The organism is Haloferax elongans ATCC BAA-1513 (assembly GCF_000336755.1).
Taxonomy (GTDB): Archaea; Halobacteriota; Halobacteria; order Halobacteriales; family Haloferacaceae; genus Haloferax; species Haloferax elongans.
Genome location: NZ_AOLK01000020.1, coordinates 20,123 through 46,587, shown reverse-complemented (window position 1 = coordinate 46,587; position 26,465 = coordinate 20,123). Strand labels below are relative to the sequence as shown.

42 protein-coding genes are annotated in these 26,465 nt (G+C 61.5%); 6 read left to right on the top strand and 36 right to left on the bottom strand.

Translation table 11 applies throughout. From position 1 onward, the window contains the following. From C453_RS12795 to C453_RS12620, 36 genes are all read right to left on the bottom strand, one after another. Positions 1-487: phage tail tube protein (locus tag C453_RS12795; RefSeq protein WP_008325019.1), on the bottom strand; the 487-nt coding region annotated here is incomplete at its 3' end. 34 nt (positions 488-521) lie between these two features. Further along, on the bottom strand, positions 522-992 hold the full coding sequence (locus C453_RS12790) for a hypothetical protein (protein ID WP_008325018.1): 471 nt from the start codon (positions 990-992) through the stop codon (positions 522-524). Next, positions 989-1,408, bottom strand: a complete 420-nt coding sequence (locus tag C453_RS12785; RefSeq protein WP_008325017.1) for a hypothetical protein — start codon at positions 1,406-1,408, stop codon at positions 989-991. The genes C453_RS12790 and C453_RS12785 overlap by 4 nt, the downstream gene beginning before the upstream one ends. Positions 1,409-1,410: 2 nt before the next feature. Beyond that, the gene (locus tag C453_RS12780) at positions 1,411-2,112 is read right to left on the bottom strand and encodes a hypothetical protein (protein WP_008325016.1); all 702 of its coding nucleotides are present in this window, start codon (positions 2,110-2,112) and stop codon (positions 1,411-1,413) included. 6 nt (positions 2,113-2,118) lie between these two features. Next, positions 2,119-2,892 carry a hypothetical protein gene (locus C453_RS12775; RefSeq protein WP_008325015.1) on the bottom strand — a complete coding sequence of 258 codons (774 nt, stop codon included), beginning with the start codon at positions 2,890-2,892 and terminating at the stop codon, positions 2,119-2,121. Continuing rightward, positions 2,892-3,200, bottom strand: coding sequence for a hypothetical protein (locus C453_RS12770; RefSeq protein WP_008325014.1), 309 nt, complete (start codon positions 3,198-3,200; stop codon positions 2,892-2,894). Before C453_RS12770 ends, C453_RS12775 begins: the two co-directional genes overlap by 1 nt. Positions 3,201-3,236: 36 nt before the next feature. Continuing rightward, positions 3,237-4,478: a hypothetical protein gene (locus tag C453_RS12765; protein WP_241430761.1), complete on the bottom strand. Its 1,242-nt coding sequence runs from the start codon at positions 4,476-4,478 to the stop codon at positions 3,237-3,239. Next, positions 4,475-5,500: a hypothetical protein gene (locus tag C453_RS12760; RefSeq protein ID WP_049907685.1), complete on the bottom strand. Its 1,026-nt coding sequence runs from the start codon at positions 5,498-5,500 to the stop codon at positions 4,475-4,477. The genes C453_RS12765 and C453_RS12760 overlap by 4 nt, the downstream gene beginning before the upstream one ends. A gap of 77 nt (positions 5,501-5,577) precedes the next feature. Beyond that, positions 5,578-6,330, bottom strand: a complete 753-nt coding sequence (locus C453_RS12755) for a hypothetical protein (RefSeq protein ID WP_008325011.1) — start codon at positions 6,328-6,330, stop codon at positions 5,578-5,580. After that, positions 6,327-6,641 (bottom strand): hypothetical protein, encoded by a 315-nt coding sequence (locus C453_RS12750; protein ID WP_008325010.1) that lies wholly within the window; start codon positions 6,639-6,641, stop codon positions 6,327-6,329. Before C453_RS12750 ends, C453_RS12755 begins: the two co-directional genes overlap by 4 nt. A gap of 5 nt (positions 6,642-6,646) precedes the next feature. Next, on the bottom strand, positions 6,647-7,066 hold the full coding sequence (locus C453_RS12745; RefSeq protein WP_008325009.1) for a hypothetical protein: 420 nt from the start codon (positions 7,064-7,066) through the stop codon (positions 6,647-6,649). Positions 7,067-7,069: 3 nt separating this feature from the next. After that, on the bottom strand, positions 7,070-8,749 hold the full coding sequence (locus C453_RS12740) for a hypothetical protein (protein ID WP_008325008.1): 1,680 nt from the start codon (positions 8,747-8,749) through the stop codon (positions 7,070-7,072). A 5-nt stretch (positions 8,750-8,754) separates the two neighbouring features. Further along, complete coding sequence (locus C453_RS12735) at positions 8,755-10,416, bottom strand: hypothetical protein (RefSeq protein ID WP_008325007.1); 1,662 nt, start codon at positions 10,414-10,416, stop codon at positions 8,755-8,757. Continuing rightward, positions 10,417-11,037 carry a hypothetical protein gene (locus C453_RS12730; RefSeq protein WP_008325006.1) on the bottom strand — a complete coding sequence of 207 codons (621 nt, stop codon included), beginning with the start codon at positions 11,035-11,037 and terminating at the stop codon, positions 10,417-10,419. Between the two features lie 8 nt (positions 11,038-11,045). Next, positions 11,046-11,753: a hypothetical protein gene (locus tag C453_RS12725; RefSeq protein ID WP_008325005.1), complete on the bottom strand. Its 708-nt coding sequence runs from the start codon at positions 11,751-11,753 to the stop codon at positions 11,046-11,048. 106 nt (positions 11,754-11,859) lie between these two features. Beyond that, positions 11,860-12,000, bottom strand: coding sequence for a hypothetical protein (locus tag C453_RS20230; protein WP_160163405.1), 141 nt, complete (start codon positions 11,998-12,000; stop codon positions 11,860-11,862). Next, complete coding sequence (locus C453_RS12720) at positions 11,997-12,236, bottom strand: hypothetical protein (RefSeq protein WP_008325004.1); 240 nt, start codon at positions 12,234-12,236, stop codon at positions 11,997-11,999. Before C453_RS12720 ends, C453_RS20230 begins: the two co-directional genes overlap by 4 nt. Further along, positions 12,233-12,367 carry a hypothetical protein gene (locus tag C453_RS20840; RefSeq protein ID WP_275039774.1) on the bottom strand — a complete coding sequence of 45 codons (135 nt, stop codon included), beginning with the start codon at positions 12,365-12,367 and terminating at the stop codon, positions 12,233-12,235. The genes C453_RS12720 and C453_RS20840 overlap by 4 nt, the downstream gene beginning before the upstream one ends. After that, complete coding sequence (locus C453_RS12715; protein WP_008325003.1) at positions 12,364-12,726, bottom strand: hypothetical protein; 363 nt, start codon at positions 12,724-12,726, stop codon at positions 12,364-12,366. The genes C453_RS20840 and C453_RS12715 overlap by 4 nt, the downstream gene beginning before the upstream one ends. Positions 12,727-12,739: 13 nt before the next feature. Beyond that, complete coding sequence (locus tag C453_RS12710; protein WP_008325002.1) at positions 12,740-13,312, bottom strand: hypothetical protein; 573 nt, start codon at positions 13,310-13,312, stop codon at positions 12,740-12,742. Positions 13,313-13,459: 147 nt separating this feature from the next. Next, positions 13,460-13,957, bottom strand: coding sequence for a MarR family transcriptional regulator (locus C453_RS12705; RefSeq protein WP_008325001.1), 498 nt, complete (start codon positions 13,955-13,957; stop codon positions 13,460-13,462). A gap of 4 nt (positions 13,958-13,961) precedes the next feature. After that, entirely contained in the window at positions 13,962-14,249 is a 288-nt protein-coding gene (locus C453_RS12700) for a hypothetical protein (RefSeq protein ID WP_008325000.1), read from the bottom strand. Positions 14,250-14,518: 269 nt separating this feature from the next. Continuing rightward, positions 14,519-15,673, bottom strand: coding sequence for a hypothetical protein (locus C453_RS12695; RefSeq protein WP_008324999.1), 1,155 nt, complete (start codon positions 15,671-15,673; stop codon positions 14,519-14,521). Between the two features lie 794 nt (positions 15,674-16,467). Next, positions 16,468-17,163, bottom strand: coding sequence for a hypothetical protein (locus C453_RS12680; protein ID WP_008324997.1), 696 nt, complete (start codon positions 17,161-17,163; stop codon positions 16,468-16,470). A 99-nt stretch (positions 17,164-17,262) separates the two neighbouring features. Continuing rightward, a complete protein-coding gene (locus C453_RS12675) occupies positions 17,263-18,180 on the bottom strand; it encodes a hypothetical protein (RefSeq protein WP_008324996.1) in 918 nt (305 codons plus the stop codon). 1 nt (position 18,181) lies between these two features. Further along, on the bottom strand, positions 18,182-18,880 hold the full coding sequence (locus C453_RS12670) for a hypothetical protein (protein WP_008324995.1): 699 nt from the start codon (positions 18,878-18,880) through the stop codon (positions 18,182-18,184). Then, positions 18,877-19,446 (bottom strand): hypothetical protein, encoded by a 570-nt coding sequence (locus C453_RS12665; RefSeq protein WP_008324994.1) that lies wholly within the window; start codon positions 19,444-19,446, stop codon positions 18,877-18,879. Before C453_RS12665 ends, C453_RS12670 begins: the two co-directional genes overlap by 4 nt. Continuing rightward, positions 19,436-19,714: a hypothetical protein gene (locus C453_RS12660; protein WP_008324993.1), complete on the bottom strand. Its 279-nt coding sequence runs from the start codon at positions 19,712-19,714 to the stop codon at positions 19,436-19,438. The genes C453_RS12665 and C453_RS12660 overlap by 11 nt, the downstream gene beginning before the upstream one ends. Further along, complete coding sequence (locus C453_RS12655; protein WP_008324992.1) at positions 19,714-20,118, bottom strand: PadR family transcriptional regulator; 405 nt, start codon at positions 20,116-20,118, stop codon at positions 19,714-19,716. The genes C453_RS12660 and C453_RS12655 overlap by 1 nt, the downstream gene beginning before the upstream one ends. A gap of 185 nt (positions 20,119-20,303) precedes the next feature. Beyond that, positions 20,304-20,789 carry a hypothetical protein gene (locus C453_RS20225; protein ID WP_160163404.1) on the bottom strand — a complete coding sequence of 162 codons (486 nt, stop codon included), beginning with the start codon at positions 20,787-20,789 and terminating at the stop codon, positions 20,304-20,306. Positions 20,790-20,930: 141 nt separating this feature from the next. Continuing rightward, positions 20,931-21,932: a Cdc6/Cdc18 family protein gene (locus C453_RS12645; RefSeq protein ID WP_008324990.1), complete on the bottom strand. Its 1,002-nt coding sequence runs from the start codon at positions 21,930-21,932 to the stop codon at positions 20,931-20,933. Positions 21,933-22,275: 343 nt separating this feature from the next. Beyond that, a complete protein-coding gene (locus C453_RS12635; protein ID WP_008324988.1) occupies positions 22,276-22,458 on the bottom strand; it encodes a hypothetical protein in 183 nt (60 codons plus the stop codon). Continuing rightward, the gene (locus tag C453_RS19995) at positions 22,451-22,642 is read right to left on the bottom strand and encodes a hypothetical protein (protein ID WP_152418060.1); all 192 of its coding nucleotides are present in this window, start codon (positions 22,640-22,642) and stop codon (positions 22,451-22,453) included. Before C453_RS19995 ends, C453_RS12635 begins: the two co-directional genes overlap by 8 nt. Beyond that, positions 22,635-22,973 carry a hypothetical protein gene (locus C453_RS12630; protein ID WP_008324987.1) on the bottom strand — a complete coding sequence of 113 codons (339 nt, stop codon included), beginning with the start codon at positions 22,971-22,973 and terminating at the stop codon, positions 22,635-22,637. The genes C453_RS19995 and C453_RS12630 overlap by 8 nt, the downstream gene beginning before the upstream one ends. Beyond that, positions 22,973-23,413, bottom strand: coding sequence for a hypothetical protein (locus C453_RS12625; RefSeq protein WP_152418059.1), 441 nt, complete (start codon positions 23,411-23,413; stop codon positions 22,973-22,975). Before C453_RS12625 ends, C453_RS12630 begins: the two co-directional genes overlap by 1 nt. Further along, positions 23,413-23,868, bottom strand: a complete 456-nt coding sequence (locus C453_RS12620) for a hypothetical protein (protein ID WP_083881603.1) — start codon at positions 23,866-23,868, stop codon at positions 23,413-23,415. The genes C453_RS12625 and C453_RS12620 overlap by 1 nt, the downstream gene beginning before the upstream one ends. Before the next feature lie 147 nt (positions 23,869-24,015). On the opposite strand from C453_RS12620, the gene C453_RS12615 reads away from it, so the two are divergent. From C453_RS12615 to C453_RS12590, 6 genes are all read left to right on the top strand, one after another. Continuing rightward, positions 24,016-24,336, top strand: coding sequence for a winged helix-turn-helix domain-containing protein (locus C453_RS12615; protein WP_008324983.1), 321 nt, complete (start codon positions 24,016-24,018; stop codon positions 24,334-24,336). Positions 24,337-24,369: 33 nt separating this feature from the next. Then, entirely contained in the window at positions 24,370-24,948 is a 579-nt protein-coding gene (locus C453_RS12610) for a J domain-containing protein (RefSeq protein ID WP_008324982.1), read from the top strand. Next, the gene (locus C453_RS12605; protein ID WP_008324981.1) at positions 24,945-25,211 is read left to right on the top strand and encodes a hypothetical protein; all 267 of its coding nucleotides are present in this window, start codon (positions 24,945-24,947) and stop codon (positions 25,209-25,211) included. Before C453_RS12610 ends, C453_RS12605 begins: the two co-directional genes overlap by 4 nt. Next, the gene (locus tag C453_RS19990; RefSeq protein WP_152418058.1) at positions 25,208-25,483 is read left to right on the top strand and encodes a hypothetical protein; all 276 of its coding nucleotides are present in this window, start codon (positions 25,208-25,210) and stop codon (positions 25,481-25,483) included. The genes C453_RS12605 and C453_RS19990 overlap by 4 nt, the downstream gene beginning before the upstream one ends. A gap of 101 nt (positions 25,484-25,584) precedes the next feature. Then, positions 25,585-25,869 carry a hypothetical protein gene (locus tag C453_RS12595; RefSeq protein WP_008324979.1) on the top strand — a complete coding sequence of 95 codons (285 nt, stop codon included), beginning with the start codon at positions 25,585-25,587 and terminating at the stop codon, positions 25,867-25,869. A gap of 139 nt (positions 25,870-26,008) precedes the next feature. Continuing rightward, entirely contained in the window at positions 26,009-26,464 is a 456-nt protein-coding gene (locus C453_RS12590; protein WP_008324978.1) for a hypothetical protein, read from the top strand. The last annotated feature ends 1 nt before the right edge of the window (position 26,465 follow it).

Below are 26,465 nucleotides of genomic sequence, written 5' to 3'. Positions count from 1 at the left end.
TCGACGGCGTTATGCTCGTCGAGAGGTCCGGTTCGTCGCCGTAGATCATCGTCAGATCGAGGGTGACGGCTCCGCCCTGCTGGTAGGTGATCTGGGCGTTCGTGACGATGCACATCGCCAGCTCACGTTCGGTCGTCCCGGTTCCCGCGCCGTTGAGGTAGTCGACGCCGAGGTACCAGCGAGACGAGGGCATGCGACCGGGCTCCCAGCCAGTGTTCGAGTCGTTGTTGAACACGAGCTGATGCCAGTCGTTCGTCGAGAGTTCACCCGAGATGTTGAGCGCTCCCTCGAAGTTCTGAGCGAGCGAGCCAACGCTCACGGCCGAGTCGGGGTCGCGAAGACGGCGCAGTTCGTTCGAGAGCGATGCTTCTCCGATGGTCGGGTTCTTAAACGGGAGGTAGAACGTCGCCGTATCCGTGTCCGGATCGGTCCCGAACGACGGCTCGGGCGTGAACGCGACGGTCGAGCTACCGGCGCCGGCGCTCATCGCTCACCTCCGATGTGTATTGGTATCATGGTCGTTAGCTGAGGTCGTCGTATCCGCGGAAGCGGATGTCAAACGAGTACTGGTAGAAATCGCGGTAGTTCTTCGAGTCGTTACGCTCGTTCTCGATGAGAACTGTGTGGTACGTCGCCGGCGTCGACGTTGTGGGATACTTGCGGTGGGCGAGAATGGCGAGCCTGACGTTTCGGACGAGGGCCTCGAACGCGTCGCCGTCCGCGATATGGCCGCGCTGGTCTTCGTGGAGTGCTTCGATGCGGCAAGAGAGTATCGCGTCTTGCTTGTGTTCGTATTCGGTCCCGACAGCGGTGGGGTTCGTTCGAACCGAGCCGACGCCGACGAGGTTCGAGCGTGCGAGGTCCTGCTTCCGGGACCGAATCCCGCCGTCGAGCTTGTTCGAGTCGTCGCGATTGATACGCTCCAGATTGTCGGGAAAACCGCCCGCAAAGTCGGCCTGAATCCATCCGAGGACGTCATCGACGAGCGTCATCGCTGGATCTCCTGACGGAGGTCCTCGATCCCGTTTCGGATTGCCCGGGATTCGGGGATGCCGCCGGTCTCACTTCCCCAGTTGACGGAATCGGTTTGAATCCACATGTCCTTCGCCTCCCAGTAGAAGTGCAGATCACCGGTGATCGTGTGGGGCTCGACACCCAATTCGAAGAGCGCTGTCAAGCCAGGCCACTCGATGCGGAGCTGGACCGACTGCTGAGAGCGCTTGACGACAGGGTCTTCAGCGGCTTCCCAGATGAACGAAATGTCGTAGTCGTTCGCGGCGGCGTACGCTTTGAAGTTGTCTTCGATGGCATCTTTCAGGAGTGGGCCATGCTCGTCGCGGAGGGTGGTGGCGACGTTGGCCAGGAGTGCCTGCTCTGCAAGAGCCTCGAAGTCAGATTCAAGCTCCATCGTCACAGGGTCGAGAAGCCGGTGTAATCGGCGACTGTCTCTTCCCACTCTTCTTTGAGCGCAGCTCGCTTTGACCCGCGACTCGTCTGCTGCCCGTTGTCGGGGACGCCACGCTGAGCGTTATCATCGAGTGTCAGGCGCATCGCCGCTCTCGCCGCGACTGCTTCGGCGACATCGTTCGGAACGTTCTCGACGAGGCCATCAGTGATCGTGACGTCTTCGTCGATCGGCCCGTACCGGTAGGTCAGCCGACAGAATCGAGTGTTTGGGTTGTCCCACGGCTTGCGGCTGAACCGCCGGCGGTGAATACGGAGGCGCTTGCGACGGTAGTCCAGCGTCCACTCATCTCCCTCCTCGCTGGTGATGTCATCCCACGAGTCGCGGCCGTCGCGGACTTCGACCGCGTCACTTTGAGCCGCGTCGATTGGGAGCGGCTGTTCGTCGAGGATGACCGTCGCTGGCGACCACGAGATGGCGTCATGCACGTCGAAGACTGGCCATGTCCGTGGGTCGCTGGGGTTACCCACACGAACTTCGTGGAACGCTTTCCCTGTCTGGTTAATCCATGTCTCAGTCGCGGCGGCCGCCCGGCGTTTCGCCCGGTCGCGCTCCCACTGTTGGGCACTCGACGGGTCGGAGTCGGTCGCAGCGGTGAGAACCGCGTCGACGCTCGCGTACCGGACGTCATCTGGCGCGGTCGACATGGGAGCTTACTCCTCGCCGTCGCTGTCGGCGTCAGAGTCGGCTTCGTCCTCGTCCTCATTTTTGTCTGCTGCCTCAGCACGCACTCGGTCGAGGTCGTCCGCATCGGCCTCGCCGTCGACGACGTCCACAGCTGTCTCGACGACAGCCGGGTCGAATCGCGTGAGGTACTTCGCCATGTCTGTGAGACCGGCAGTTCGGAGGTCAATCTCGTCGGCGTCTTGCCGGAGGAGCTTGACGATCTCCGAGGCCCCCGACCGCGAGAAGCGAGAGACGTACTCGTCCGCACGCTGTTGGGAGACGTCTGCGGCCTCATCGCGTTCGATGCCTGCGATAGCACGCAGTTGGTCGCGATAGGGTTCTTCGTCGTCCTTGGCGAAGACGCGACCGGCGTCGTCCAGGTCGAGCTTTTCGAGAACCTTTCGGCGCTTGTAGCGGTCGAATCCTTCGTAGAAGACCTCTGGTGGGAGGTAGTTCCGTTCGAGTAAGGCCTCAGCGAGGCGTTCGGCGTCGTAGATGACCTCGAAGTCGTTGCGAGCTTCGAGAGCGTGCACGCCCATGTTCGAGTTCGCAACGTGGTCCGAATCGAGGAACGTCGGTAGGAGAGCGAAGTAGACCTGGCCCTGTTGGAACTTTGGAGGACCGGAGTACCCGACGCGTCGACGGATGTCGTGGTCGGTCTTGGTCGACTGGTCGCCCACATATTGAAAGCCGACGAACTCGACTTCAGCGTGGCCTTTCTCTTCGAATTTCTTTGCGCTCGGGAGTGTGCTGATTGGCATTAGTCGCTCCTAGTAGTGGTAGTAGAGGCGGGCGCCTCGTCGTCTGACTGCCCGTGTTCGAGCTCGGTGCTGCGGTCGATCATTCCGACAGTATCGACGCGATCCTCACGGAACACTTCGACAACGTGCTGGTCAGCAGCTTCGAGGACGGTTTGGGGGCCGTCGTAGACGTAGAGTGTTCGAGAGTCGTCTCGAGCCCAGTGCGTCCCCTCAACTTGCCGGATGTACTCGTGGCCGTCGATGAGGATGGTGACCGTAATGGTCTCTGCGCCGTCGGTCTCGGTAGTGGTGGTAGTGGTGTTGGTCATCGATTTACGCGATGAGGGTGCTCAGTCGAGTCATGATTACTCCGAGAGGTCGCGGAGCAGACCACAGGACGCGAAGTCGCGGTTGATGACCTCGTGGTGGAGGAGCATCAGCGCTTCATCGCGGTAGTTGCCGGTCGCGAGGTAGCCCTGCGACTGGCCACGGCCGGCTGTCTCGACGTACGGCTGCGCGAACTGCTCGATAGAGAGTCGCGGCTGGCCACGGATCGTGTCGGTTGGCACGAGGAAGATCGACGAGATGTCGCCGTGCTTGATGGCGTGCTGGTTGCCGATGATCGGGATGCCATCGTAGTCACGGTACCGGGCGGTTCCCGAGAGGCCGCGAATCGTCGACGCATCGCCGACGTTTTCGGAGCGGTAGTCCGACATCGCGGCCACGTTGCGCACGCCGTTGCGCTCAGCAGCGAGGTCAGACAGGACGCCAGCGGTGTCGTGACCGGTGAGGATTGCGACGTCGTTGTAGACGTCGACGTCGGCGAACTCGTTGAACGAATTCAGGAACGAGCTGAACAGGTTGTTGGTGAGTTGCCGAACGCCGCTCGCACCGTTGTGGTCGACGAACGAGTCGGCGAACGTATCCGAGGTTCGGTCGATGTTCCCGTAGTCGAGATCGCCGTCGTTGTAGGTGTTCCCGTTGGGGTCAACCGCGTTGGCTTCCTCGTCACTCGACGCGATGACGCGGTCGAGCGTCGTGATCTGGTCTTCGTCGGCGTACTGAGTGTCGCCCTGGAAGACCGCCGACGCAATTCCGTCGCGGTCGATAGCGAGGTCGAGTTGCTCCTGTTGGAGTGCCCAGAACTCCTCGAAGCCGACAGCGTCCTCGATGGCCGCACGAATCTCTTGAAGATCGGAGACTTCGATGACGCTTTCGGAGCGCTTCGGGTCGTACTCGATGGGTTTGACACCGAAGGTTTGGCCGGACGAGACCGATCCGCCCTCAGAGTGCGTCTGGAGGTCGACTGGGTCGGTCGCAGCACGGAACGCCTTGGCGGTGACCGGGCCTTCGAGCGAGGCGTTGAATCGGTCAACCTGCGTGAGGGCGTTGTACCACTCGTGTTCGGCGTTGTACTGCGCATACAGCGTCGCCGTGAAGATGGAGTTGATGTGACCCTCGACAGTGGTGTCGTACTGTGCCCGCTGGAGCAGGCCGCCGTCCCAGTCGAGCGGGACGTCGCCGACGAGGTTGGACTCGATGAAGCGCTCGGGAGAATTCCCGCCACCGTAGGTCATCAGCGGATGCCCGCTTGCGCCCGCGCTCATTCGCCCTCACCCCCAGTAATCGCGCCAGACTCGCCGACAGTCTCGGACTCGTTGCCTGGCGCCGGCGTCGTCGTCTGGCCGGTTGTTGCGAAGTCACCCTTCTGGTCGACAGTCTGGACGAGCTGATCGGCGAGCTCGTCGTCGTCGGTCATCTTCTGCGCGACGGCCGGGGCGACGGCGTCAGCCATCTCGTCGATGACGGCGTCGCTCGTGACGGCGTCGGCGACGCGCTCGTTGAGGTTGAGATCCTCGAGCATCTGGTCGACGTTCGTCTGGTCGGGCGCTGCTGTCTGGCCGTTCTGGTCAGCAGGCGTGCCATTGTTTGCGTTGGCTGCGCCGTTGTCCGAGCCGTTGTCCGAGCCGTAGCCTTCGACAGTGACGCCAGGGACGTTCTCAGCGACCCATTCGGCGGCCGCGTCCTGGACGTCCTTGTTGACGGACTCCGCGTAGTTCTCGACGACGTCTCGGGCGTCCGACCCTCCGATTTCTTCGACGAGGTCGATTGGGTCCATCTGGTCGTTGTCGGTCTGTTTTTGGTCGATGTCGGTACCTCCGTTTGGCTGGTTGTCACTCATCTGAGTAGGGTTCGTGTTCGTGTCTGCATCCGAATCTGGTTCGTGCGCTCCACCGTTCTGGTCAACGCCAGCGCCGGCAGTGGTGCTGTGGACGTCGTCGAACGCGTCGACGAGCGCTGACGAGTCTTGCTGCTCGCTGGCGTTGACGGTTGCCGAGAGTAGAGACATCGCGTCTTCGGTGGAGAGTGACGTTTGCGAGGCGACCGCACCGGCCGCGTCGCGCATCTCTTTCTGGTCGACACCGTCGCCGTCGATGTCGGCGAGCTTCTGGTCGACCGTCGCGTCTATCTGGCGCAGTTTCTGTACAACTTCGTCGGGGTCGACGTCGTCGCCTGCCTTTTGGTCGACCGCACGGAGGATCTCGAACGGCGAGGCACCCTCCGGTAGGTCATCCAAAACGGCCCGGGCTTTGGCGTCGACCGAGCTATTACTTCGGAAAAATGGCATCGTAGAACATGGCCACGTTCCCCCTCGAGAGCCTGGCCAGGCGCTCGGTCATCAGGGGGCTGCAGTCTGTCGTAGTCTCAGTCACGAAGGCGGTCGAGTACCGCACAGGAGAGGCCGTCGTCCGTGGACGTCGCACCTTGGAGCTTCTGCTCGACCTGACCAGTCAGCGAGTTTCGTCGCCGGAGACGACGACGGATCGACGCTTCGAGAACGTCGCCGTGTTTGAAGTCGACTACGTCGAAGTCCGCCGCTGGGTTCATGACGAGATCCTCGTGACCGATGGTGACCGCGTGTAGGTCGCAATCAGTGGTGACGCGCGTCCCGTCCGGCTTCGCGACCTCTTGATTTGAGTAGACCGTGATGGAGTAGCCACCGTAGTCGCCGTTCAGACAACGGAGCCGGGCGAGCTTGCTCATCGTCGTCTCGTTGCCGAGGTTTGCGACCAGCTGGAACGTGTCGCCGTCGACGACCGTCTGGTAGCGCTGGCCGTCGTCGGTTGTCCAGTCCCACAGAGGAACTCCGACCGGGACGTCGTCGTGCTTGTCGGAGATGATCCCCGGCTCGCGGTCGGACAGCATGAAGCGGTCGAGCGCTTCCCGTACGGCCTCCATCTGGATCTGTTGACCCGACCGGTCAACGATCTCGACCGACGCCGGGCCTTCGATTATGAAGTTCTCGGCCTCGAAGATAGCGAACTCCCACTCGTCGGGGACGTCCTCACGTGTGAGTCGTCGGTCGCGAACGCGCCCCGACGTGTCCGAGATGGATTCGCCGACCGCGGCCTTGGAGTCGACTCCGCCGGACGGGTGGTTGAGGACCTGAATGCTCATCGGCCAGTCACCCGCGTGAGGTGTTCGAGCGTTCCCTCGGTCACTCGGCCGAGGTCATCAAGCGAGCCGTAGATGCTCACATGAGGCGCATCAAGTTGTTCGTCGTCCGGCCACGCGTCGATGTTCCAGTCAGCGAAGACAGCGCCGTTGTCGAACTCGACGACGATGGCGAGAACTGGGTGGACGAAGTCGTGGGGTTCGTCAGGTGCGATGATGCGGTGGATATCGACGCCGAACTCTTCGCCGACGACGGCGCCCTCGCTGCTTTCGAGAGCACGCTCGATAGTGTTTGAAAGGTCAGGGTGAGGCATGAGTATCAGTAGGCGATTGTGGTTCCGGTCGTGAGGTCGTCAGCACCGACCCACTGGTTGTTTGCCGGGTCGGACACGTACGAGCCTGCTACCGGCGTCCCAGTCCCGTCATGAACTGCTTCGACACCATTTTCAGCCGGTGCGGGTGCATCCCCTGCAGTGAGGTCTTGCGGTGTCGTTCGAGAAATGGCCGTGGTCAAACCCAAATCGGACGCCACTGCGACCCACGCATCGCCGGTCCCGATGTAGACGTCGTACGGAGGAGTTCCTGCAGAGATCTCTGCGACGCGCCCTTCGGTCGGAGCGTGTTGCTGCAGTTCCGTGCTACCCGAGACCCGCTCAACGTCGTCTGCGAGAGCGCGGACGAGTGCTGAGAGAGTGATTGAACTGTTCGTTATCGGATGAATGGTGTCGTCAGATGTCATTGGTTACTGGGAGGAGTTTGGTCGGGAGGTGTTCTGTCGGGGGTGTTCGGCGTTGAGTCCGGATTCGTCTCCGGAGATTGTTCCATCAGGAGGCGGGGGGTCCGCCGGCGCAGTGTTGCTCGCTGGTTCGGCCGGGTCGATCTGCTGGTCGGGGATGATGAGTTGGCCGTCTTCGACCGACACTTTCGTCCCAGTTTGCTGCGCGAGGTCGATGCCCTGCAGCACGTCGAGCGCTGACAGCGACGCGTCCTCTTTTTCGGGGTTGACGTACCCGAGCTCCCAGTCGCAGTGACCTTCGACGCGCTCGATGAGTCGGCAGAGTGTGTTGAGGGCCTTGTCGATAGTGTCCTGATGCGCGCTCGCGACCGCCGAGTTTGTAATCTCGACTTGTGTCCCCTCGGCGTTGAGCCCGCCCGTGTCAGAGAGTTCGTTCTCAAAGGCGTCTGAAACGCCGAACATTGCCCGAATCTGCGACATGAGGCGCTCGACCATCGGTTCGCGGCCGTTGATTCCCGCGTCGCTCGAGAGGTCGAGCAGTTCCAGCTTGACGTCGTCTGGGTTCCCCTCGTACATCAGCCGGCCCTCTTCCCAGGGGTTCTTTTTCTCTTCCTCCTGGAGCGATGCCCGCAGCGACTCGCGGATGTTCTTTCCGTAGGCGACGAGGAATTTGTCGGGGAGTTGCTGGTCGTTCTGGGGGTTGAGGTACTGCAATTCGTAGTTGCGCGACCACTGTAGAATCGCCTGCAGCTTGACGAGTGGCAGCACCGGTGACCGACCATCAAGACCGTTCAGCACGGGGAAGTGCCGTGCCCAGTCGATGACCTCGTGCTTGAGAAAGAGGCGCTCGACATCGTCGTCGCGACCGCCGGTTTCGACGTACCCAACTTCGGCGAGTTCGGCGTGGCACTCCGGACAGACTTCGAGTGGCCGGTCAGCGCCGTCCTCGAACGTGAGAGCAGTTTTCACCCAGTACTGTTCGCGGTGGGCAGGGCACGTCCACCAGCCACCGTGGCGGTTGTTCTCGTCGACAACCGGACGGACGCGCAGCGGGTCGGCGTGAACGAGTTCTTCGATCTCGACTGCTTCCCACCGCCCCGATGCGGTGACGGGGCGACCAGCGACGTGTGTTTCTCGGTTAACGTGCTGATACCGAAGACGGGCGAGAATCGTCGAGACACCGTAGAACGACTGGAAATCCTCCTCGTACTTCATCAGCGACGCCAACGACTGGTCGTCCTCGTTGACCGAGGCGAAGCGCTCCTCGAGGTGTTGACGCTGTGCTCGTGATGGCGTCTCGAACTCTGTTTCTCCACAGACTTCACAAACGTCGCGCTCTTCGCCGTACGTCGTTTCGCACGCTGTACACCGATGCGTGAACGCAGGGATGAGGACCGGGAACTGATTCCGGTACATCTCGTCGCGGAAGCGCTTGACCGTCGTCGCGAGTTCCGTCGAGTTGAACGTGAACGTCTGTAGGTCGATTGCACTCCAGAGGCCTCCGGTATCGGATACGCGGGGGGCGGGTCCAATATCGCCTTGGCGTCGACCGGAGCGACCGCCGGACGACTCTGGCGTCGCAGCGATGTGAGATTGGAGCATTTGTTCGACGTCGCCGTCGGGCCAGTCGATTGCGACCAGCTCGCCGTTCTCATCTTCGCCGAGTTTCGTTGTTCGTGGAGGCATAGTAATCACCAGTCAAGATGTTCGAAGTCGTCTCCGGAGACGTGGTCGACCGTCCCCTCTGGGCCGCGTGACGCGATCTCGAGCGCGTCGAAGCGGTCGTCGTGTGCAGCGTCTGGGAAGGGGAGCCACTCCTCGCGGATGAACGACTCCCAGCGCTCGTTCTCCTCAGACGCGACCTTGATCTTCCCCTGCTGGAAGCGATTCGCGAGGCGGTGCAAGCGGTCTTCCTTCTCGCCGCTCGACGCCGTCGGCGTCACACGGTACGAGGGGACGTCGACGGCGGCGTCGTCGTACGTTTCGGGGTCCGCGATGACCTCTGCAATCTCCTCGCCGGAGAAGTTGCTCTCGACGAAGAGCTCACCGATTGGGAGTCCGGAGAGGTTCGCGGCGACGAAGTCGGTCGCCGCTTCCTCCCACATGAACCCGCGGTCACGCCAGACGTCGACGGCGTACTGCTGGTCGTTTTCACGGTCGTACGCGACGACGCCCAGCGCCCAGAAGTCGGTCTCGCCCCGCTGCTCGGCAGCGAGGTTGTTCGGGTTCGCGAAGTCGAGGCCAGCGTACCACTCCAGGGCGTCGTAGTCGTCCCGTGGGATGGGATCGACGAACCGGAGCCAGTCGAGGTCGAGAACGCGGCCGACTGCGGCTTCGGGGTTCTGTTGGTTCTCCGCGCGCCACAGCCCTGCGCTCCCGGCCTTCGAGACAACCTTTGTCAGGACCGTCTCGGGGCGCTCGAACTCGGGCCACAGGGTTCGGAACTCCGTGTCGTTGGCGGGTTGGATACCGTCGTCGATGATCTCGACTTCGGCGGGGACGTCGCGGATGGTCTCGTAGACGTTGCCGTCAGTTCCGTGGACTTCGAACGCCTCGTTCTCGATGACCTGCCAGTCGGGCGTGGCTCGCCAGACGCGAGCGGCCCACCCCGGCCGTGAGACGTTCCGGGCGATGAAGTCGTCCCACTCGGGATTGTTCGTCGTGAGAATGTGCTCGCGGTAGACGTCCTCGGGCGTCTTGCGCGTCCCGATTACGATGTTGATCGACTTGTGCGGGAGGACCGTCGCGCCCTCTTTGGCGGCGACGTTGTCGGCGAACTCCTCGAAGTTCTCCGAGATGGTTCCTCGAAGCGCCGTCGTCTGGTTCGCGAGCGTTGCGATGTCGTCGTAGATGATGACGTCGTAGTGCGACCCGGTGTCAGAGGTCCGAATCGACACGGGCTCGAGCGTCGGCTCGATGTTCGTGCGGCCGGCGTCGAGCTGGATCGTCGTCTTCGACTCGTCGTAGATGTCGACGCCGTAGCGCTCACACGCCGCCTCGATGGACGCAACCGCCGTTTTCGCCCGCTTGTTGGCGTGGTCCTTTTTGTGGGAGACGATGGCCATCCGGATGCTCGGGAAGTTGACCGCGAGCCATGCCGGGACGACCTCGATTGTCGAGACAGTCTTCGCGTAGTTCCGTGGTGCGAACAACGCGAGGTTCTTCGGTGCGTGGTCGTCGTAAACAGCCTCCCAGATGTGGTGGTACCAGTCTTGGAGGTGGCGGGGCGGGGCGAGGATGCCATCGGTTCCCAGATGCTTGATCGAGAAGCTAAGCGGGTGGGCCGTCGGCCGGTCCCGTACGAGCTTCGCCAGTGACTCCGTGACCGCCGGTGTCGACGATGTCGTCGCCATCTACTGCACCTCCCGAAGTTCGTGCCGGCACCAGTCATGGACGACGTGCGTCGACGCCGGTGGGTCCTCGACGAAGCGACGCTTTGCCTCCTGCATCAGATCGACCACTTCGTGATACGGCAAGCCCTCATCGGGGATCTGGTCACGAATCCACGCGCACGCTGGGTGGTCGGGGTCGGGGCCACCCCATCGGAAGCGACGTCCTGCTAGCCGCTGTTGGCGGTAGCCCCGCATCCGTGCTTGGAGAACGAGTTGGTTGAGGTGCTGCCGTGCGGTTTTGAACGCCCAGCCAGGGTTGAGGTCGAACCGGTCGGCCATGTCCTCGGAGATGGAGTAGATGTCCCACGGCTCACTCCCGAGAGCGTCGAGCCAGAACTCTTGGTAAGCGTGCTTTCGGATGGGGTCGTGTTCAGTAGGTGTCTCGGGTGGAGTGAGTGCGAACTCGAGGCGGACGACGTCGACGATATTGTCCCGGACCAAGTCGGGCATATACTGCGAGCGAGCGAACGCCGGTTGCTCGTTCACATACCGACCGAACCGCGCCTTCTGGTCGGCGGTAGTGCCGGCGCTTGCGCTGTCCCTTACGAAACGAGCAGCGATGTGGAAGGCGAGAGGGGTCATCGGTTGATCTACGCTTTGAGGTCGTCCGCGAGGTCTTCGATGATCTCCTGGGTGGCCTCGTCGACGCCGTGGTTGTGGTCGACTTCGCCGTCGACGTTGACGTTGAGTTCGTCCGGGCCGCCGAGAACCTCGACCTTCTGGTCTTGATACCCAGCCATCTCGCGCCGGGCAAACTGTCGTTTCTGTAGGTCTGGTTGGTCGCGGCGGAGGCCGACGACCGCTTCCCGGTACTCCGGTGGCCCACCACGATCAGCACCCGCTGGATACTCGTCGCCAGACTGGATGTGTTTGACACCGTCAACGAACGCAATCGGTCGGTCGTGCTCGGTTGCCCACTCGGGTCGGCGTGGATCGTCTTCGGCAAGAAACGTCCAGTTTGAGACGCGTTTGTCTTCATCGCCTTGGTGCAACTCCATCTTTGGAACCATCGCAATGACAGGGTCGTCGCCGACAGCAAGTGTTTCGAGGTCACGACGGGCCTCCTGGTAGAGCTCCTCGTAGCGCTCGGCAGATTGCAGCCGGACGTCGGCGTGCTTTTTCTCGATTTGCTTGAGAACCTCGTCTTTTGGCTTCTCGTTGAGGTAGTTCCGGATTGTCGACCGAGTGTAGTCGCCGATACCCTCCTCCTCGAAGCGGTCCCGAATCTCTCTCGCTGAGAGATTGTCGAGATGGTGCCACTTGAGAGCGAGGGTGACTCTGCGTTCGCGAGTAGACATGGATTGAATTCGTCCTGTGGCGTCCAGATGGTACTTATAATTTAAACGGGGTCAGACAGGGCAGGCGTCAACGTCGATACTGTCGGCGTGGATGTATCAGGTTCAGCTAGATGTCGCGGTCAGTGAGACCAAGCGAGACAGCGCACATCACGCACACCGGCTCGCCGGCGTCGTCCTCGTAAGCGGCGTTAAACAGACCCTCGCCGACACAGTCGGCGTCGGTCTGGGCACTACAGACGAAGCTCATCGGCGGAGGGTCTCTTTGATGTCGCGAGTGGTCTGCCTCGAAACGGCGTTCGCGATGTCAGGGATGTGGTCGACGGTGAGGACGTCGTCCGGAACGTCTGAATTCGGATTGAATTCGCCGTCTGATAGGAGTGCCTCGATGCGCTCGAAGAACTCGTCTGTCGTCTCGCCTGAGCGCTTGTACTCACGAATTCGGTCGCCGAGGTCCTCGTCGACAGTGAAGGTTGTCCGGCTCATGGGTTCGGGAGGTCGAGGACGTCGGCACACTCGGCACAGATGCACGCGCCGTCGGGCTCGCGCCAGGCGACGTCGTCGAGTGGGAGTCGGCGCTCACACGCTGGGGAGACGCGCGAGGCACACAGCATCATGGGTCGTAGGGCTCTTTGCGCTCGTGGTAGCGGATGGCCGCCTCGATGTCGGCGAGGTCGTCCGGCGTCCACCGTCCCGTGTCCGATGCAACGTCGTGGTCGACGGAAACAGGGTGTGCGGTCACGATCTCGTGCTCGTCGGTCGCGACGACTGTGGCGAACTCGACGCCGTCGATGTCCGTCTCGAAGCGCCAGGTGTGGCGGTTGACCTTTCGCGGCGTCCCGTCCTCGATGCATTCGCGGATGATGTCCCCCGAGATGTGTCGGTTGGGGCCTTTGGACAGCCCCTTAGCGTGCTGGATGACGTGGATCGATGCTGAGTACGCCGAGAACTCGGCAGGTGGGTTCTGGACAGCCATGGGTGAGATGGGCTTAGAACAGCGCGAGATCCGACGGGTCGTCCTCGTCGAAAGCAACGTCGTCGAACGCAGTTTCGAGGAGTGACCGGACGCGTGCCTCGATTGCAGCGTCGACGGCGCCGTGGCGGTCGGGCGATGATGCGCATACTGCTTCGTGCATCTGGACGCCGGCTCGGAACTTCGCTTCCGAGTGGCAGTGCGGACAGCGCGGGACGTAGTGGTTGAGCATCCACGCCGTCCAGTGGCCCTTCTCGGCGAGGCGCTCGGCGACGGCGAGCCAGACGAACGTATCGAGTTCGTCGGTGGCGGCCGCCTTGACGCGACGGATGGCGAGCGACGCAGCTCGTGTGAGACTGGCGTCTTCGTCGCCGCCGCGCACCTCACGCTGGACGCGTCGGAAGTAGCTGGTGAGTGCCGTCGTCGATGAACGATGCTCGCCGTGGGTAAGCGCGCCCTCACGCGCTGCCGTCCAGTGGACGCCCCACGGGTCCGAAACGACCTCGCGGCCGGTCGTCCCGTCTGGTAGGTACTGGGTCTCCCCGAGAGCAGCGCCGCTGCTCGGGTCGAACTTACAGGTGCCTCTCATGGGTTTCAGGATACAGGCAGGGCTAGCACGGACTCCGTCATCGGCGTCCCCCGCAAGACGCCTCGGTCGGCCGGGTGCCCTTACTTACCATTTAAACCTTCGCCCACGCACTTAACGGGGATAGATACCCTGTAGAATGACGCATAATTAGGGGATGGGAAGGGGAGTGTGTCGTTTGCGACGGGCATCGCGAGGGTCGATCCGCGACTCGACCAGCTCCTCGTCCGCGAGAGTGTCGATTCCGCGTTTGACAGCCGACCGCGACATCGATGTCACTTCCGTGAGTTCGACGGTCGACATCGGGCCGTTAATTAGGAGAGCCAGCCAGACGAGTTTTGTCACGGGTTCGGAGCTCTCGATGGCGTCGGGAACTCCGACAGCGTCGACGTCGCGATGGACGTTCGACGCGCCCTCCTGGTAACGGTCAAGGACGCAGAAACCACACGGGTAGCGGAGGCGGTTCTGTGCCCATGCTCGAGTCTTCTCCTTGACGTTGTCGTCATCCACGTTGAACCACGAACAGTCGCGATCCTCGTGGTAGGCCGCCTGCTGGTTGTAGTAACTCGACAGGTAGACGATGTCGTTTGGGTCGCCGTCGTCTTCTTCTATGCGTTCAATGCGTTCTTGTTGTGTAATGGAAGGCATGAATTCATTGAACCTCGTTCGAGAGCTCTTGCTCGCGCTCGTCAAGCGCTTCCTTGATCGTCTTTCGTTCGCCCCCATGCAGTTCTCGCTCGACCAACCGGTAGGCGTTGAGGAGTGAGAGCGACTCGATACCGCGGATGCGGGCGAGGGCGAGCATCCCACTGGCGCCGTCGCCGTAGTCCGCTTCGAGAGGCTCGGCGAGGAACCTGGCCGGGTCTTCGCCTTCGTCTTCCTCGATTCTGGGGAACTGTGGACGGTCTCCCTTCCCTGCTGGTTGCCACTCCGATGGCATTTACGCGACCTCCGTTCGAGACCATTTCGTGTTGCAGCCTTCACAGGCCCAGTCGTTGCCGTTGCCTTTGGCCTGATGAACGAGTAGGTTCGTCTCGCAGTTCGGACACAGGGGATTGTCGGCGTCTTCGGAGAGTTTTCGGTCGCCATCCCACGAGTAGCCGCATTCCCTGCAGTGATGGCGTTCAGTGCGTTCATGGAATCCATCGCGACGACGTTCAATAGCCTCGTGGCGTTCGGAGTCAGCGCCGCAGTGCGGACAGACGTGCCTCACTTGTCCCCACCCCACGGGCCGTCTTCGCCGCCGTCGGAAGCTGCGGTCGCGCCGCCGGATGTTGCATCGCTCGGTTTTCTCACGAAGTCATCCATTGTCGTCGGCGTCGACGACGTCAGGAGTCCGCTGTCAGTGTTGTCGCGGTAGTCGATGATCTCGTCAAACAGGTCGAACTCTGTCTCCCCTAAGACTCGGAGGTTGACCTGCAGCGCCGCGGGCGACGTCGAGCCGTCAAAACCGATGCCTGTGACCTGGGCGGCAGAGCGCATCAGCTCACGCGTCGTCTTCGTCGACGTTTCGTTGTCGAAGACGTGTTCACGAATCTCTGTGGCAGTGACGCGGACCTTCCCCGCGTCGGTAGCCGCAGCTCGACGGCCAGCCGCGAGTTTCAGTCGTTTCACGCGAGCGTCCGAGTCGAGATGTTCGACCGGGCGGCGGCACTCTTTCGGAACGCCTGGGCACAGCCGTTCGGCCTCCTCGGGTTGGACCCACAGATGCGGGACCTTCGGGTGAGGTTCGACGCCTTTGTGTTCGATGACGTCGCGGCGGTACTCGCGAATCTGCTTCCGGGAGTGGACGTTCGCGACATCCCGAATCTTGCGCTCCAGCTCGTCGTCGACGAACTCGTCGCCCAGGTCTGCCGCAATCGTGATCACACACCGTTGGTGTTTCCCCATCGAGACCTCGTCGTCGCCCTCGTTCGCCACATGTTCGAGCATCTTCTCGGCGTCGTCGATGACGCGGTCGAGACGACGCTCGAGACGAGCGGCGCGGCCACCGTTGCGGTAGGTCTGGATTGCACGGGCGAACGTGACGCCGTACGACTGGTCGCTCTTCTTGGCTTCCTTCCGGAATTCGTCTTTCACGTCAGGGTCGACACGGACTGTGACTCGAGTCGTTGGCTCCCCGTTGAACTGAGAATTTTTTTCTTCGCTGTCCCCCCCAGAGGAACGACCAGCTGCCTGAACGAGACGGTCGACGCGTTCCTCGACGCCAGCGTAGCCGTCGGTGTCTGCATACTCTCGCATCGCAGCTTCCGCCTCGCGGCCGAGATATCCCTCAGTACTGCCAAATTCGGTTTCAACGTGTTCGACAAACCGTTCCCACTCGGATTTGGGGACTCGCCAGTCGAGGAGAGTACGGTCACGCATTGATTTCACCCCCACGGATGCAGTCACAGCAGTCTGATGTGAGGCGGCCGTCTCTACACCTACCACTCACATCACACTGATGTGAGGCAGGGGAGGGGGCCGGTTCCTGTGGAACTACCGGTCCCCTCATGGTTGCTTGGCTATTCGTGGGTTTGGATGGGGTGTAGCGTCCGTTTGGTGTTCTGGCTGTCCCCCTGGTGTACTCTCGGAGGGCAGGTCGCGAAGAAAAAAATTCTCTCTGGGGTTCAGGGCGGGCTTGGTCAACTATCGTGGAGATCTCGTGCATCGTGGTGGTTGTTGTGGCTGGTTGGGTGCCGATGCTGGTCGAGACGCTCGTCGAGGTCACCGTCGTCGCCGTCGAGTCGCACGTGACAGAGTCACGACTCTTCGAGTGGGCAAACGTTAAGACGAATCCACGAGAAGAGGCAAGTGTCAACTTCCTTCTGGTGGACCGTCCCCGGTGGCCGCGAGGTCGCCGGGGATGTCCCCGGACCTCACTGCCGATGAGCGTCAGCGTTGCATATCGCGTTCTTTCGCGGACGTGGTTCTTATACTTTGGCTGAATGTCTGACGCCACAGGGTTATCGTCACTCATCGCTGGCCTCCCACCGTACGGGAAATGCGGCCGGGCGGCACTTTCGTCGCCGTCGACGACCTGGCCGTCCTGCTGTACCCACGCGTTCACGGATCCATTGGTTGGTGGCTGCACGCTCATCACCAGGTTACCCCCAGGTACGCGGTGACGAGCACTGCAGCGCACACGACGGCCCACCAGCCGGCGAAGCGGCGGGAGGTCATCTGACCTGCCCTCCCATGAACCACTGCTTCCCGCTCGGGTCGGCAGGCGGTTCAAAGTCGACATCGCGAGCGTACTTCTGAACCCACGACCGGATCGTCCCTTCTGGCCGGGGCAGGACACGGGCGTACCGGAGTTCCGAGTGCCCCCACGCCGACGCAGTATGGATCGTCCGCGCGAGGCGAGTGATCCCTTCTTGGCGAAGTTCACTCCACGTGATGCCTTTGCGCGTGAGCCACCGTCGAAGCCCCATCTCGGAGATTCCGAACCGGGGCGCGACGTCAGCGACCGTGAGCGTCCCGTACGACGCGCACCGCTCGACGATCTCCCTCCGGTCGCCGGACTCGATCATATTGTCGAGTTTCCGAAGGTGCACGTAGTTCGGGTTGACCCACCGGGCTGAGCTCGACCGGTCGACCTTCCAGGCGCCGAGCGTCCCGAGCATATCGGTCATGATGTTTGCTCCTGCGGCTGGTCGGACGTCGATGTCGTCCATCTGTGCCGGCGTGAACGTCGCGGCCGTCTGGGGAAGCTCGTCCAGCCCTTCGACGACGGCGTCGAGGAACTCGATTGGCGTCGTCTTCCGGTACTTGAACGGAAGCAGGTGGGGCAAAACGCGGTGCTTGCCACACCACGTGCTCAACTGAACATCCCCGTTCGAAGTCGTGGCATACTGCTCAGGGCCGACGCTCACAGCTCGTTACCCCCGTCGCAGTCGTGGTCGAGCAGCGCGTCGACGTCGGCGTCGAAGTCCGTCCCGCAGATGTCGCACTTCGCCTCGGTGACCGTGGGTTCATGCATCGCCATCACTGGCGATTGCCCGGAGGATGGGGACCCGCGTTGCACGCTGTGCCTCCCCGATGAGTTCGTTATCGCCCGGCGCAGTCAGCCCGAGACGCGTCAGCAACTCTTTGGTCTTCTTGGTCGTGCCGGCGGCGAGGCGCTGCTGGATACCGAGGATGCTGTCTTGGCGTTCGACCTCGCGAAGGACATCTTCGAGCGACCGGTTGATGCTCGAGTCCTCGATGACGTCCGTTGGGTGCTCGTCGAGCCACGGCGGCAGCGGGACGTCGTCGTCCTCGTCGTCGACGTCTTCCTGTTCGTCTCCGTCGACGGCGTCGCCACCGTCCTCGTCCTGGTCGCCGACGTGGACGCCGAGCTCGCCTGGATCTGGTTCGTGGTCGAGAGCGACTTTGTCCTCACCTTTGTGCATCTGTCCGTGGTGAATCCCGAGCGACTGGTACGGGCCCTTGCCACAGATGCCACACCAGACTTCGCCGTCCTCGCCGTCCAGGTCGTCGCCCCAGCTGTCGACGACGGAGCTCACAGAGTGCGTCTCGTTCGTGGAGCTGTCTTCAGGGTCGACGGAAGTCCCCGTGAGCGTCAGCGATCCTGTGTAATCGCCGCCCCAACTGAGGTCGAGGTCGTCAACCGGATTGACACCAAGTGCGCCGAGCGCACCGAGGTCAACCTCGAACCCACGGTCGCGAAGTTCGTCGACCGCCGTCGCGACGATGTCGAACGTCTTCCGTCGGAGGACCATGTCGCCCTTCGGGTTGATCATCTCGACCGTCGCGACGCCGTCGACGGCGCGTGCTTCCAAGGCGATGTGCTGCTCGCCCGCCGTCACTTCGACGCGAAGGTCGGTGCCCTCGTCGTCGATGTCCTCGCGATAGCCCGCGAGCGTGGGCGTGGGCGTTGACATCGCCATCTTACCGCACCTCCGAGAGTGTGGTCTGGACGTCGTCTTCGAGGAGCGATGCGTACGGAAGCACCTCGTCGAGGACCCACCGGCCGAACACCTCGGGTCGGTCGGTCGAGAAGACGGCGACGTAGCCCGACTCGGCGATAGTTCCGCGGATGAACTCGCCGTCCCAGTGGTAGGCGAAGCCGTACTGGTTGTACTTACCGCTCCCGGCGCCGAAGTGGGCATCGCGGTGGAAGATGGTCCCGGACTTGGCCTGCCCGTCGTCGTCTTCGTCGTCGTCGAGGGCGTGCTTGTAGCTGACCTGCCAGCACCGGCCGTCCTGGTCGTCGACGTGAGCTGCGAACGCCGTGACGTCGATCATCGCGCGGTGGACGCCGGCCTTCGCGATGGGCATGAGTCGTTCGAAGAACCACTCGCCGTTCGAAGAGTCGACACCGACGAACCCCGACTCGAGGTCAGCCACGAAGTCGGTAACTGACTCCTCCTGACCTTCAACGCGCTCGGTGTAGATCCCGTCGTCGTCGACGTGGACTTCTTGGACCGTTGTGTCGACCTGGTCGGCGGCCGTCCCGTGGTAGATCTCCTTGCCGTCGAGATACTGCGTCGACTCTGTCTCGAACGCGGGGAGACCCTTGCCGAGTCGGCGGGGGATTTCGGTCGTCGACGGCTCGCCCTCGACGAGTCCGAAAATGGCGCGAATCATGTGCGGTCACCCCCGTCAGTGAGGGCCACCGGCTCGTCGCTCACAGACTCACGCGAGATGTGGTAGGTCTCTTCGACGTCGCGACCGCAGGACGTACAGGTTCCCCGGACGAGCATGACGCCTTTGACTAGGTCCCACGCGTGGTCGTCCTCGAGGACGGCCGGTTCGGGGTGGTCGCAGCCTCGCGGCGGCGCCTCGCCGTCGACGTTCCACCCGCCGTCGGTGACAAGTTGGCCGAGGCCGCAGTCAGGACAATAAACGCCCGTCCCTTCGTCGATCTCCTCGGGGAGGTGGCTCCCGCAGTTGGAACACTGGTTGTGCCCACCGTCGGTGACTATTTCCCGGGTCGTGCCCTCGTAGACGGTCTCCCATTCGCCGTCGTTTAACCGGTCGAGCAGGTCGTCGGCGTCCATCGTGTGCCCGACGTTGTCGCTGTCGACGGCGACGAGGTCAAGGCGACCCCCGTTGTCTGTCTCCGTGACTTCGTACCAGTGCCCTGCCGAGGACTTCACCGTCGTTCCGAGAACGTCCTCGCGCGTGAGGCCTTCGACGGCATCACTGGGCATCCTCGCCCCCGTCGATCACGTCGATTCCGGGCAGGCACTTGTCGAGGATGTTGCGGATGTGGCCAGCTTCTTCGACGAACTGCCGGAACTCATCACTGTCCATCGGCTCTGGGAGTGTGAGTAGCATCCGGCGGTTCCAGTATACCTCTGTCAGTCCCTCTTCACCGCCGATTTCGAGATTTTCCCATTCTGTGTCACGCTCCCCGAGGAAAATGCTAGCTCCGCGAGAGTCACTGACTCCTACTGTTGCAAGGTCTGTACGCTCCATCACATCTCACCTCCGTCGGTCGCGACAGCGTTCGACTCTGACTCCCCGCGTGGGGAAACCTCTAAGTCGAGAGAACCAACGAGGTACTGCGCACGGTTACGAAGCAGGTGCTCGCCGGCGCTCGTGAGCGAGTAGTTGTTCGTGCGCTTGTCGAGTTCCGTTTTCTCGACGAGGCCCATCTCGACAAGGTCGTCGAGGTTGGGGTACAGGCGCCCGTGGTTCACTTCGGTGCCGTAGTAGGTCTCGAGGTCGCGTTTGATGGCGAGTCCGTACTTGTCCTCCTCGGCAAGGATGATGAGGATGTTGACCTGGAAGTGTGTCAGGTCCGAGGCGTGGGGTTGGTTGCGAGCGTTGCGACAGTTCGTGCCGGTTGATTTATCCGGAGAGTTGTCTTTTGTACTCATGGCTTTCACGGTAGCCTGATCACTACCGAAACAGCCCTCGTCTAGAGGCACTGTTGAGATTCGTCGTGGAAGCCAATCCCGTAGGCCGGGTGCCCTTACACCCGGCGTTTCACACACTTGTACGATGCGTGAACCACGGTTTCGGCTTCTATGTCAGTCGTGTATCCAGTCCCACTAATAACTTACTACCATTGTGAATCTGTGGTTAACCAATAACTAACCACAGTTAGCCAATGAACATCTACAGACACTTGTTGGCAATCTGTATATTCCCGTTCGGTGGTAATATCAGGTTGGGGAGTTTCTCCTGACCCATGCGCAAGCGGGCGGACTGGATGAAACGAATTGACGATCGGATCCTTGAGATTATCCGCCAGGATGGGAACTTGACCCCGGTCGCACTGAGTCGAGATGGTTTGGTCCCGCGTATTGACATCGGGCGTCAGTACGCGGGTGTCCGGTGTCGGGAATTGACTAAATACGGTCTTCTCGAACGCGTCGACAAGGGTTTGTACGGTATCACCGAGCTGGGCGAGCAGTACCTCGATGAGGAATTGGATGCTTCCAAACTGGAAGTCATTGAGGACTCCTGATGGAGAGTGTGCAGGACGCGAATGCTGCCGCTGAGGGGTTGCGAGCGCATCCTCCCATCCCTGAATGTCGGCCTGCACACAATTCTGTCGTCACTATCAATACTTAATCTCAACGCGCACGTTTCCGAAGTTTCCGAAGATTTGTATCTCGGAGGTAGAAGACTCCTAACACTCGAACTGTCCTCCATCTTCGGAAATCTTCGGAAAACATTTCAACATTTAGATAGATTTGTACTGCCGCTCGGACGTCTCGCCGGTCGCCTCCAGGAGGCGATAGTCGACCATCTTCGCGAGGTAGTTGCGCACCGTTCGCGACGTCCGTGGGTTGGACACGCGCTCGGCGTACCGGTCGAAAATCTCGCTGGGTGCAAGAGGACCATCGGCGTCGTCGACGATGTCGAACACCGTGCGCTGGTGCGAGTGCAGCTGACCGAGGTGCGTCTGTCGGAGGTCCTCACGCGCAACTGGACCCGCTCCTTCGAGAATCCGGTCGTCGATGTGGTCTGCATTCTGAGACTCTGCCTCTTCGGCGGCGGCCCGGAGAATGGTGATCGCGGCGCGGGCGTCGCCGTTCGCGAGCGTCGCGATAGTCTCGATCTCGTGTTCGGAGATCGACCCGGGTTCGAGGGCGTGCTTGACTCGCGGGTTAAGTATCTCTACGAGTTCGTCGACGAGGTATCCCGAGAGGTTGATACGTCGACTCCCGACAAAGCGCGACTGCGTCCGCTGGTCGAGACTGGCGAAGAACTCTTGCTCGCGATTAGCGATGCCGATCACCGTGAGCTCGGGAGCGAGGTACAGGTCATACAGGACGCCGTCGTCGTGCAGCTGGTCGACCTCGTCGAGGAGAACGACGCGAGGTTTGTCTGGGCGGTCTTGAATGCGGTCCATCAGATCCGTCTGGGAGTCCTCCGGATTCACTGTCCCGCCGAGAACTTGCTTCGCGATCTCGACGGTGACGTCGTGGCGCGAGGAGTGCCGCCAGCAGTTCACGACGGCGCGGTGGTAGTCGGCGTGCTCGTCGAGCATGTCGAGTGCAGTGGTCGCGACGAGCGTTTTCCCAACGCCGGTCGGGCCGAACATGAACATCGGACATCCGCTCTCGCCGTCGAGAACGGGGGAGAGAGCAGATGTGAGAATCTCAATCTCGTCGTGGCGATGCACGATGAGTTCCCCTGACGGCATCCAGGTCGGGTCGAGGACGCGGCGACTAAGGATCATCACGAGAATGTCGTCCAGTGACGACTATAAAACGCAACGTAGTTGACAATCCGACCAAGAGAAACACCGTTCCAAAAGCAGTAACGCAGAAAATCGGCTAGCCGTCAGTCGTCGAGGAAGCGCTCGATCCAGTACTCACTTTTGACATCCCGCTGGTCGCAATTGGAGCAGTGAGGCAGCTCCTCAATGCTAACCGAAGGCTCTCTTGTAATTGGCACTTTGGCCCCACAGGAGGCGCACTCCATCGCCTTCGGCTCTCCCTTTCGGTAGCCATCCTGGCCAACGGACGTTTCGCTCTTGATGAGGCGAAAGTGCGTCTCCGAGCTAGAGAACGACCGCACCATCACCAGCCACCCCACGGGAGCCACGTGGACGTCGTCAGCTTCTCGTCGATAAGCAAGAGTGCGACCGCGACGAAGCCCAGGCCAAACGCAACGTCAGATGAACCGCTGACGCCGACGACGACCGCGAGGCTTCCGACGCCGAACGCTCCCTTCCGAAGACGACGCCGCACGTCGTCAAGCATGGATGACCCCCTTCACTTCCACTGTGGACTGCGCATCGCGAGCAGCCTGGCGGTAGGCTCGCCGTTTGGCGTCGAGCTCCGCGACGTGTTCCTGTGGCGTCGGTCCGAGGCAGTATCGATACGCTGCAGCGGCGTGTGCACACTCCCGCGCGCGGCTCTTGAAATCAGGAACGGATTCACTCATCGTCCTCACGCTCCTCGAGGCGGCGGAGTAGTTGGTCGTCGATGGCGTTTGGGTTCGCCCACGAAGGGATGTCACGAAGTCCCAGCGCAAACTCGACGCGGCGCTGGTGCTTGCACTTCGAGTTGCGGTAGTGAGCGTCCTCGCACTCGCAGTACCCCGCCGGAAGCGAGACGATGTAGCGTCGGTCCTCGCTGTAGACCGCGATTTCGGAGTCGTTCCACACGCCTGGGTCGCACTCGACGACCTTCATCGGTTCAGTGAGTGCCTTCGCGTCACGCGCAGAGAGGTCCATGTGCGTCTCGGGAACCGTGGTGGTTTGGGGTGCCGACATCAGGCGAGCACCTCCAGCGCACCGACGCGTTCGGCGATATCGGTGTGCGTCTGCAACCACTCCCGAGCTTCGTGTTTGGCGTTGTCGACAGCGTCGACGTCGTAGTGACCTTCGTCAGCCCATTCATCGCCGTCGCTGATAACCGTCACGCAGGACTCGGCGACAACCTCGAACGCCCGTTGGTGGGCGACCGTCGCGATGGAGTCCCACGCGTGCTCGAGTTCGTCGACGAACTCTGCGTCACGGCTCTCGTAGCTCTCACGAATGTCGGCTGCCGCGTCGGCCTCTGCGGCGGCGTCGCAGTAGTGCGTGAGCTGGTCGTCCTGGTTGAGATCGTCGTGGACGAGGTTGTGCAGCACCTCCGCCTCAATGTCGTTACCGAGGTCGTGGGCGAACGAGTTCTGCATTTTCTCAGCCTTCCGTAGACGGCGGCGTGGCATCAGGCGGTCACCTCCTCGAAGACGGGGTCGAGGTCGGCCCAACCACGGCGGCCAGCGACGAACTCGACCCACGTGAGGACGTCCTTGCCGCCGTAGTCGTTGAGGCGCTCGACGCGCTCGCGACGGCCGTCGGCGTCGACGACGTGGACAACGTTGTCCCAGACGTTCCAGACGTGGATCGAACCGTCGGCGTCGACGCCGAGCTCGACGTAGTTGTCGTTGAAGACGTGGTCGGGGAGTGCCCACGTAGCGGCCGAGATACCGCGGTCCGACGAGACCATGTGACGCTCGTCGTTCGGGCCCATGAGCGTGGGGGCGTCGTAGAGCGTCGCGATTTGGGTACCCTCTTGGAGGGTGACGATGCAGCGGATGGGCTCAGACAGGTCCACGTCGTCGGGCCTGTTGAGCGCCGTGCAGTCAGTACCGTTTTCAACGGTTGGAGTCGTAGTTGACATTGCTTCTTTCCCGAAGCGCGGTCGGCGGTGCAACGCCGGTCGCTTTCTGCGACGGTCCGCGCCTCACAGTTACTACTTCGAGGCCGACTACTATAAAGCTATGCTTTGCATAGTGCTTAGCTTAATGCAACACACTATTTATTACATATGGCAACGAACTATGTCATGTGGTACTCGATGAGTAGCGCGATGGCGAACGACGACATAAATCGAAGTTTCGCTCCCAGCGATGGGACCGATGAGGTGCTGGACATCTTCAAACGCGGCCGTGAGAACGGCAATCCGTGGGGGCGCGCTAACCCGCGGTTCATCATCGACGAAACCGGCATCTCGAAATCCAACGTCGAGTACCATCTTCGGCGTTTGAACGACGCCGGGTGGATTCGCAAGGTGTCTCGCGGACTCTACGAGTTCGTCGAGGACCCTCGCGAGGAGGAAACAGATGACGACTCAACAACTCACTCTTAGACCGACTGAACAGTGTCTGGAGGTGCTCGCACTGTGAGCGACCTCGATTGGCTGCCAGGCTTCGAGCGCACGCCAGCGCACGAACGCACCAAGAACAACAACTACCGAGCGAGCCTCGGCCAGACGACGTCCGACCTCGAGACAGAGATGGGCCGGATGGACGTCGACGACTGGGGGGCCTCGATCGGGAACCAACACACGCTCTCGAACAGCCTGCCGCGGCACAACGCCCGGCCCGACGACCCTGGATTCGTGATGCGGTGGTCGAAAAACGGCGAGCAATTCGCGGTCGCGTGTGATCGTTACTCCCGGCTTCGTGACAACGTTCGCGAGGTCTACAAGTGGATTCACGAGACGCGCATGCGCTCACAGCGCGGTGTCGTCACCGGTGAGGACGAGTTCGCCGCAGCGAGGCTTCCCTCGGCAGACGACGTCGTTGCAGCGCCGGCGTCGCGATCACCGCACCACGTTCTCGGCGTTGACCCCGACGCGTCGGAAGATGAGGTCGAGGACGCGTACCGCGAGAAACTCCACGAAGTGCATCCCGACAGGGGTGGCAGCCACGCGGAGTTTCAGAAGCTGCAGAACGCGAAGGAGGCGATGTTGTCGTGACGGAGCGTTTCACCGACCTTCCGGCTCCCGACCGGTTCTTCATGCAGATTGAGCCGGCCGAAATCGAGATGAGGGTGTTCGACGACGACGATGTCGAGTTCAAACTGCAGCACGTCCCTGGCGGAAGCTTCGGCACTGAACTCTCGGCTCGGTACAGTTACGCCGGTCGTGACTGCGTTCAAATCATCTCGATGGACCGCGAGGCGACGGAGGAACTGCGGGACACGCTCGACGAGATACTGGAGGTGGATTCACGACGATGAGCCAGTCGAACGATTCAAAAGTGATTCCCGACGGCTTCGACCACGTCCCTGCAGCACTCGTCTCGGAGAAACTCGTTGTCCGGTGCATGACGCCGGATATCGAGCCTGAGTTCTGCGATGGGTGGGTCGAGGAGTTCGAAACCGAGAAGACTGCTGTTCGGGCGGACGGGTATGGGAAGCTGCATTTCCCAGATCACGTCACTACCGAATGCCCCGAGTGCGGTGACCGTGTTTTGGAAGTCAACGGCGTCGAGGTGACATTCCATGTCTGAAACCGTGATGTTGTTCTCTTCGAGCGATGCGTTCCATGAACGGATGGGGCGCATTGAATGCACTGAAAAACATGAACACATGGAGCGTACGGAGACTTACGATGGCTGAAAGTACCGGCGAACAGAAACCGACGCCCCCAGTCCCGCCGACGGACCAGACCACTTACCCGACGGAGAAGGGTTCGAGAATTGTCGCGACTGAGCGCGTCGACACCTGCGACTGTGGCGGCGACCTCGTCGACGAAGAGGTCGCGACCGGGCGCATGGTCGTCGGGATGTGGGATGCGACGGACTTCGACGCCGACGAGTATCGACTATCGATCGAGTGGGAACAAACTGAGCACCGCGTTCGGTGTACGCGGTGTGGAACGGGGTACGATTACTGATGAGTGAAACATCCGACGCTGGTACTCAACAGTGTCCAGGCTGTGAACAGACCGGCAAGGGGAACGGGAACGGAATCTCGTTCGTCTGCCAGAACCGAGACTGCCGTGTTGCGGCATTCAACTACGAGGCTGTTAACCAATGAGCGACGCTGGTACTCAGCAAGACGAGCGATGGAACCGTATTCAACCATTCATGCAAGACGGTGTAGAAGTCCGTCCGAGGCCCTTCGCATACTCGGACCACTCGGCATCGACGACGGTGTTCACCTCTGGAAACAGCGAAGTCTTCCACGCCGACAAACACTGTCACCGACTTCACCGGACTGAGCCGCTCGAATACGACGGCGACAAAATCAGATACATTCAGGCGCACGAGCTGGAAAGCGTAATGACCTCGTGGTTGAATCCTGTTCGCCCGTGCAGTTACTGCACTCTCGACATAGAGAAAACCGCAGACGTAGCAGTTGAACAGGATGGTGTCCCTGAGGCTTGCCTGAGTTATTACACGCCGGGAGACAAGCGTGTGAAGACGGTCGTAAGCACGTCACCCGATGGTGAAACGACTGTCACGGAAAGCGAATCTGAGGTGTACTGAT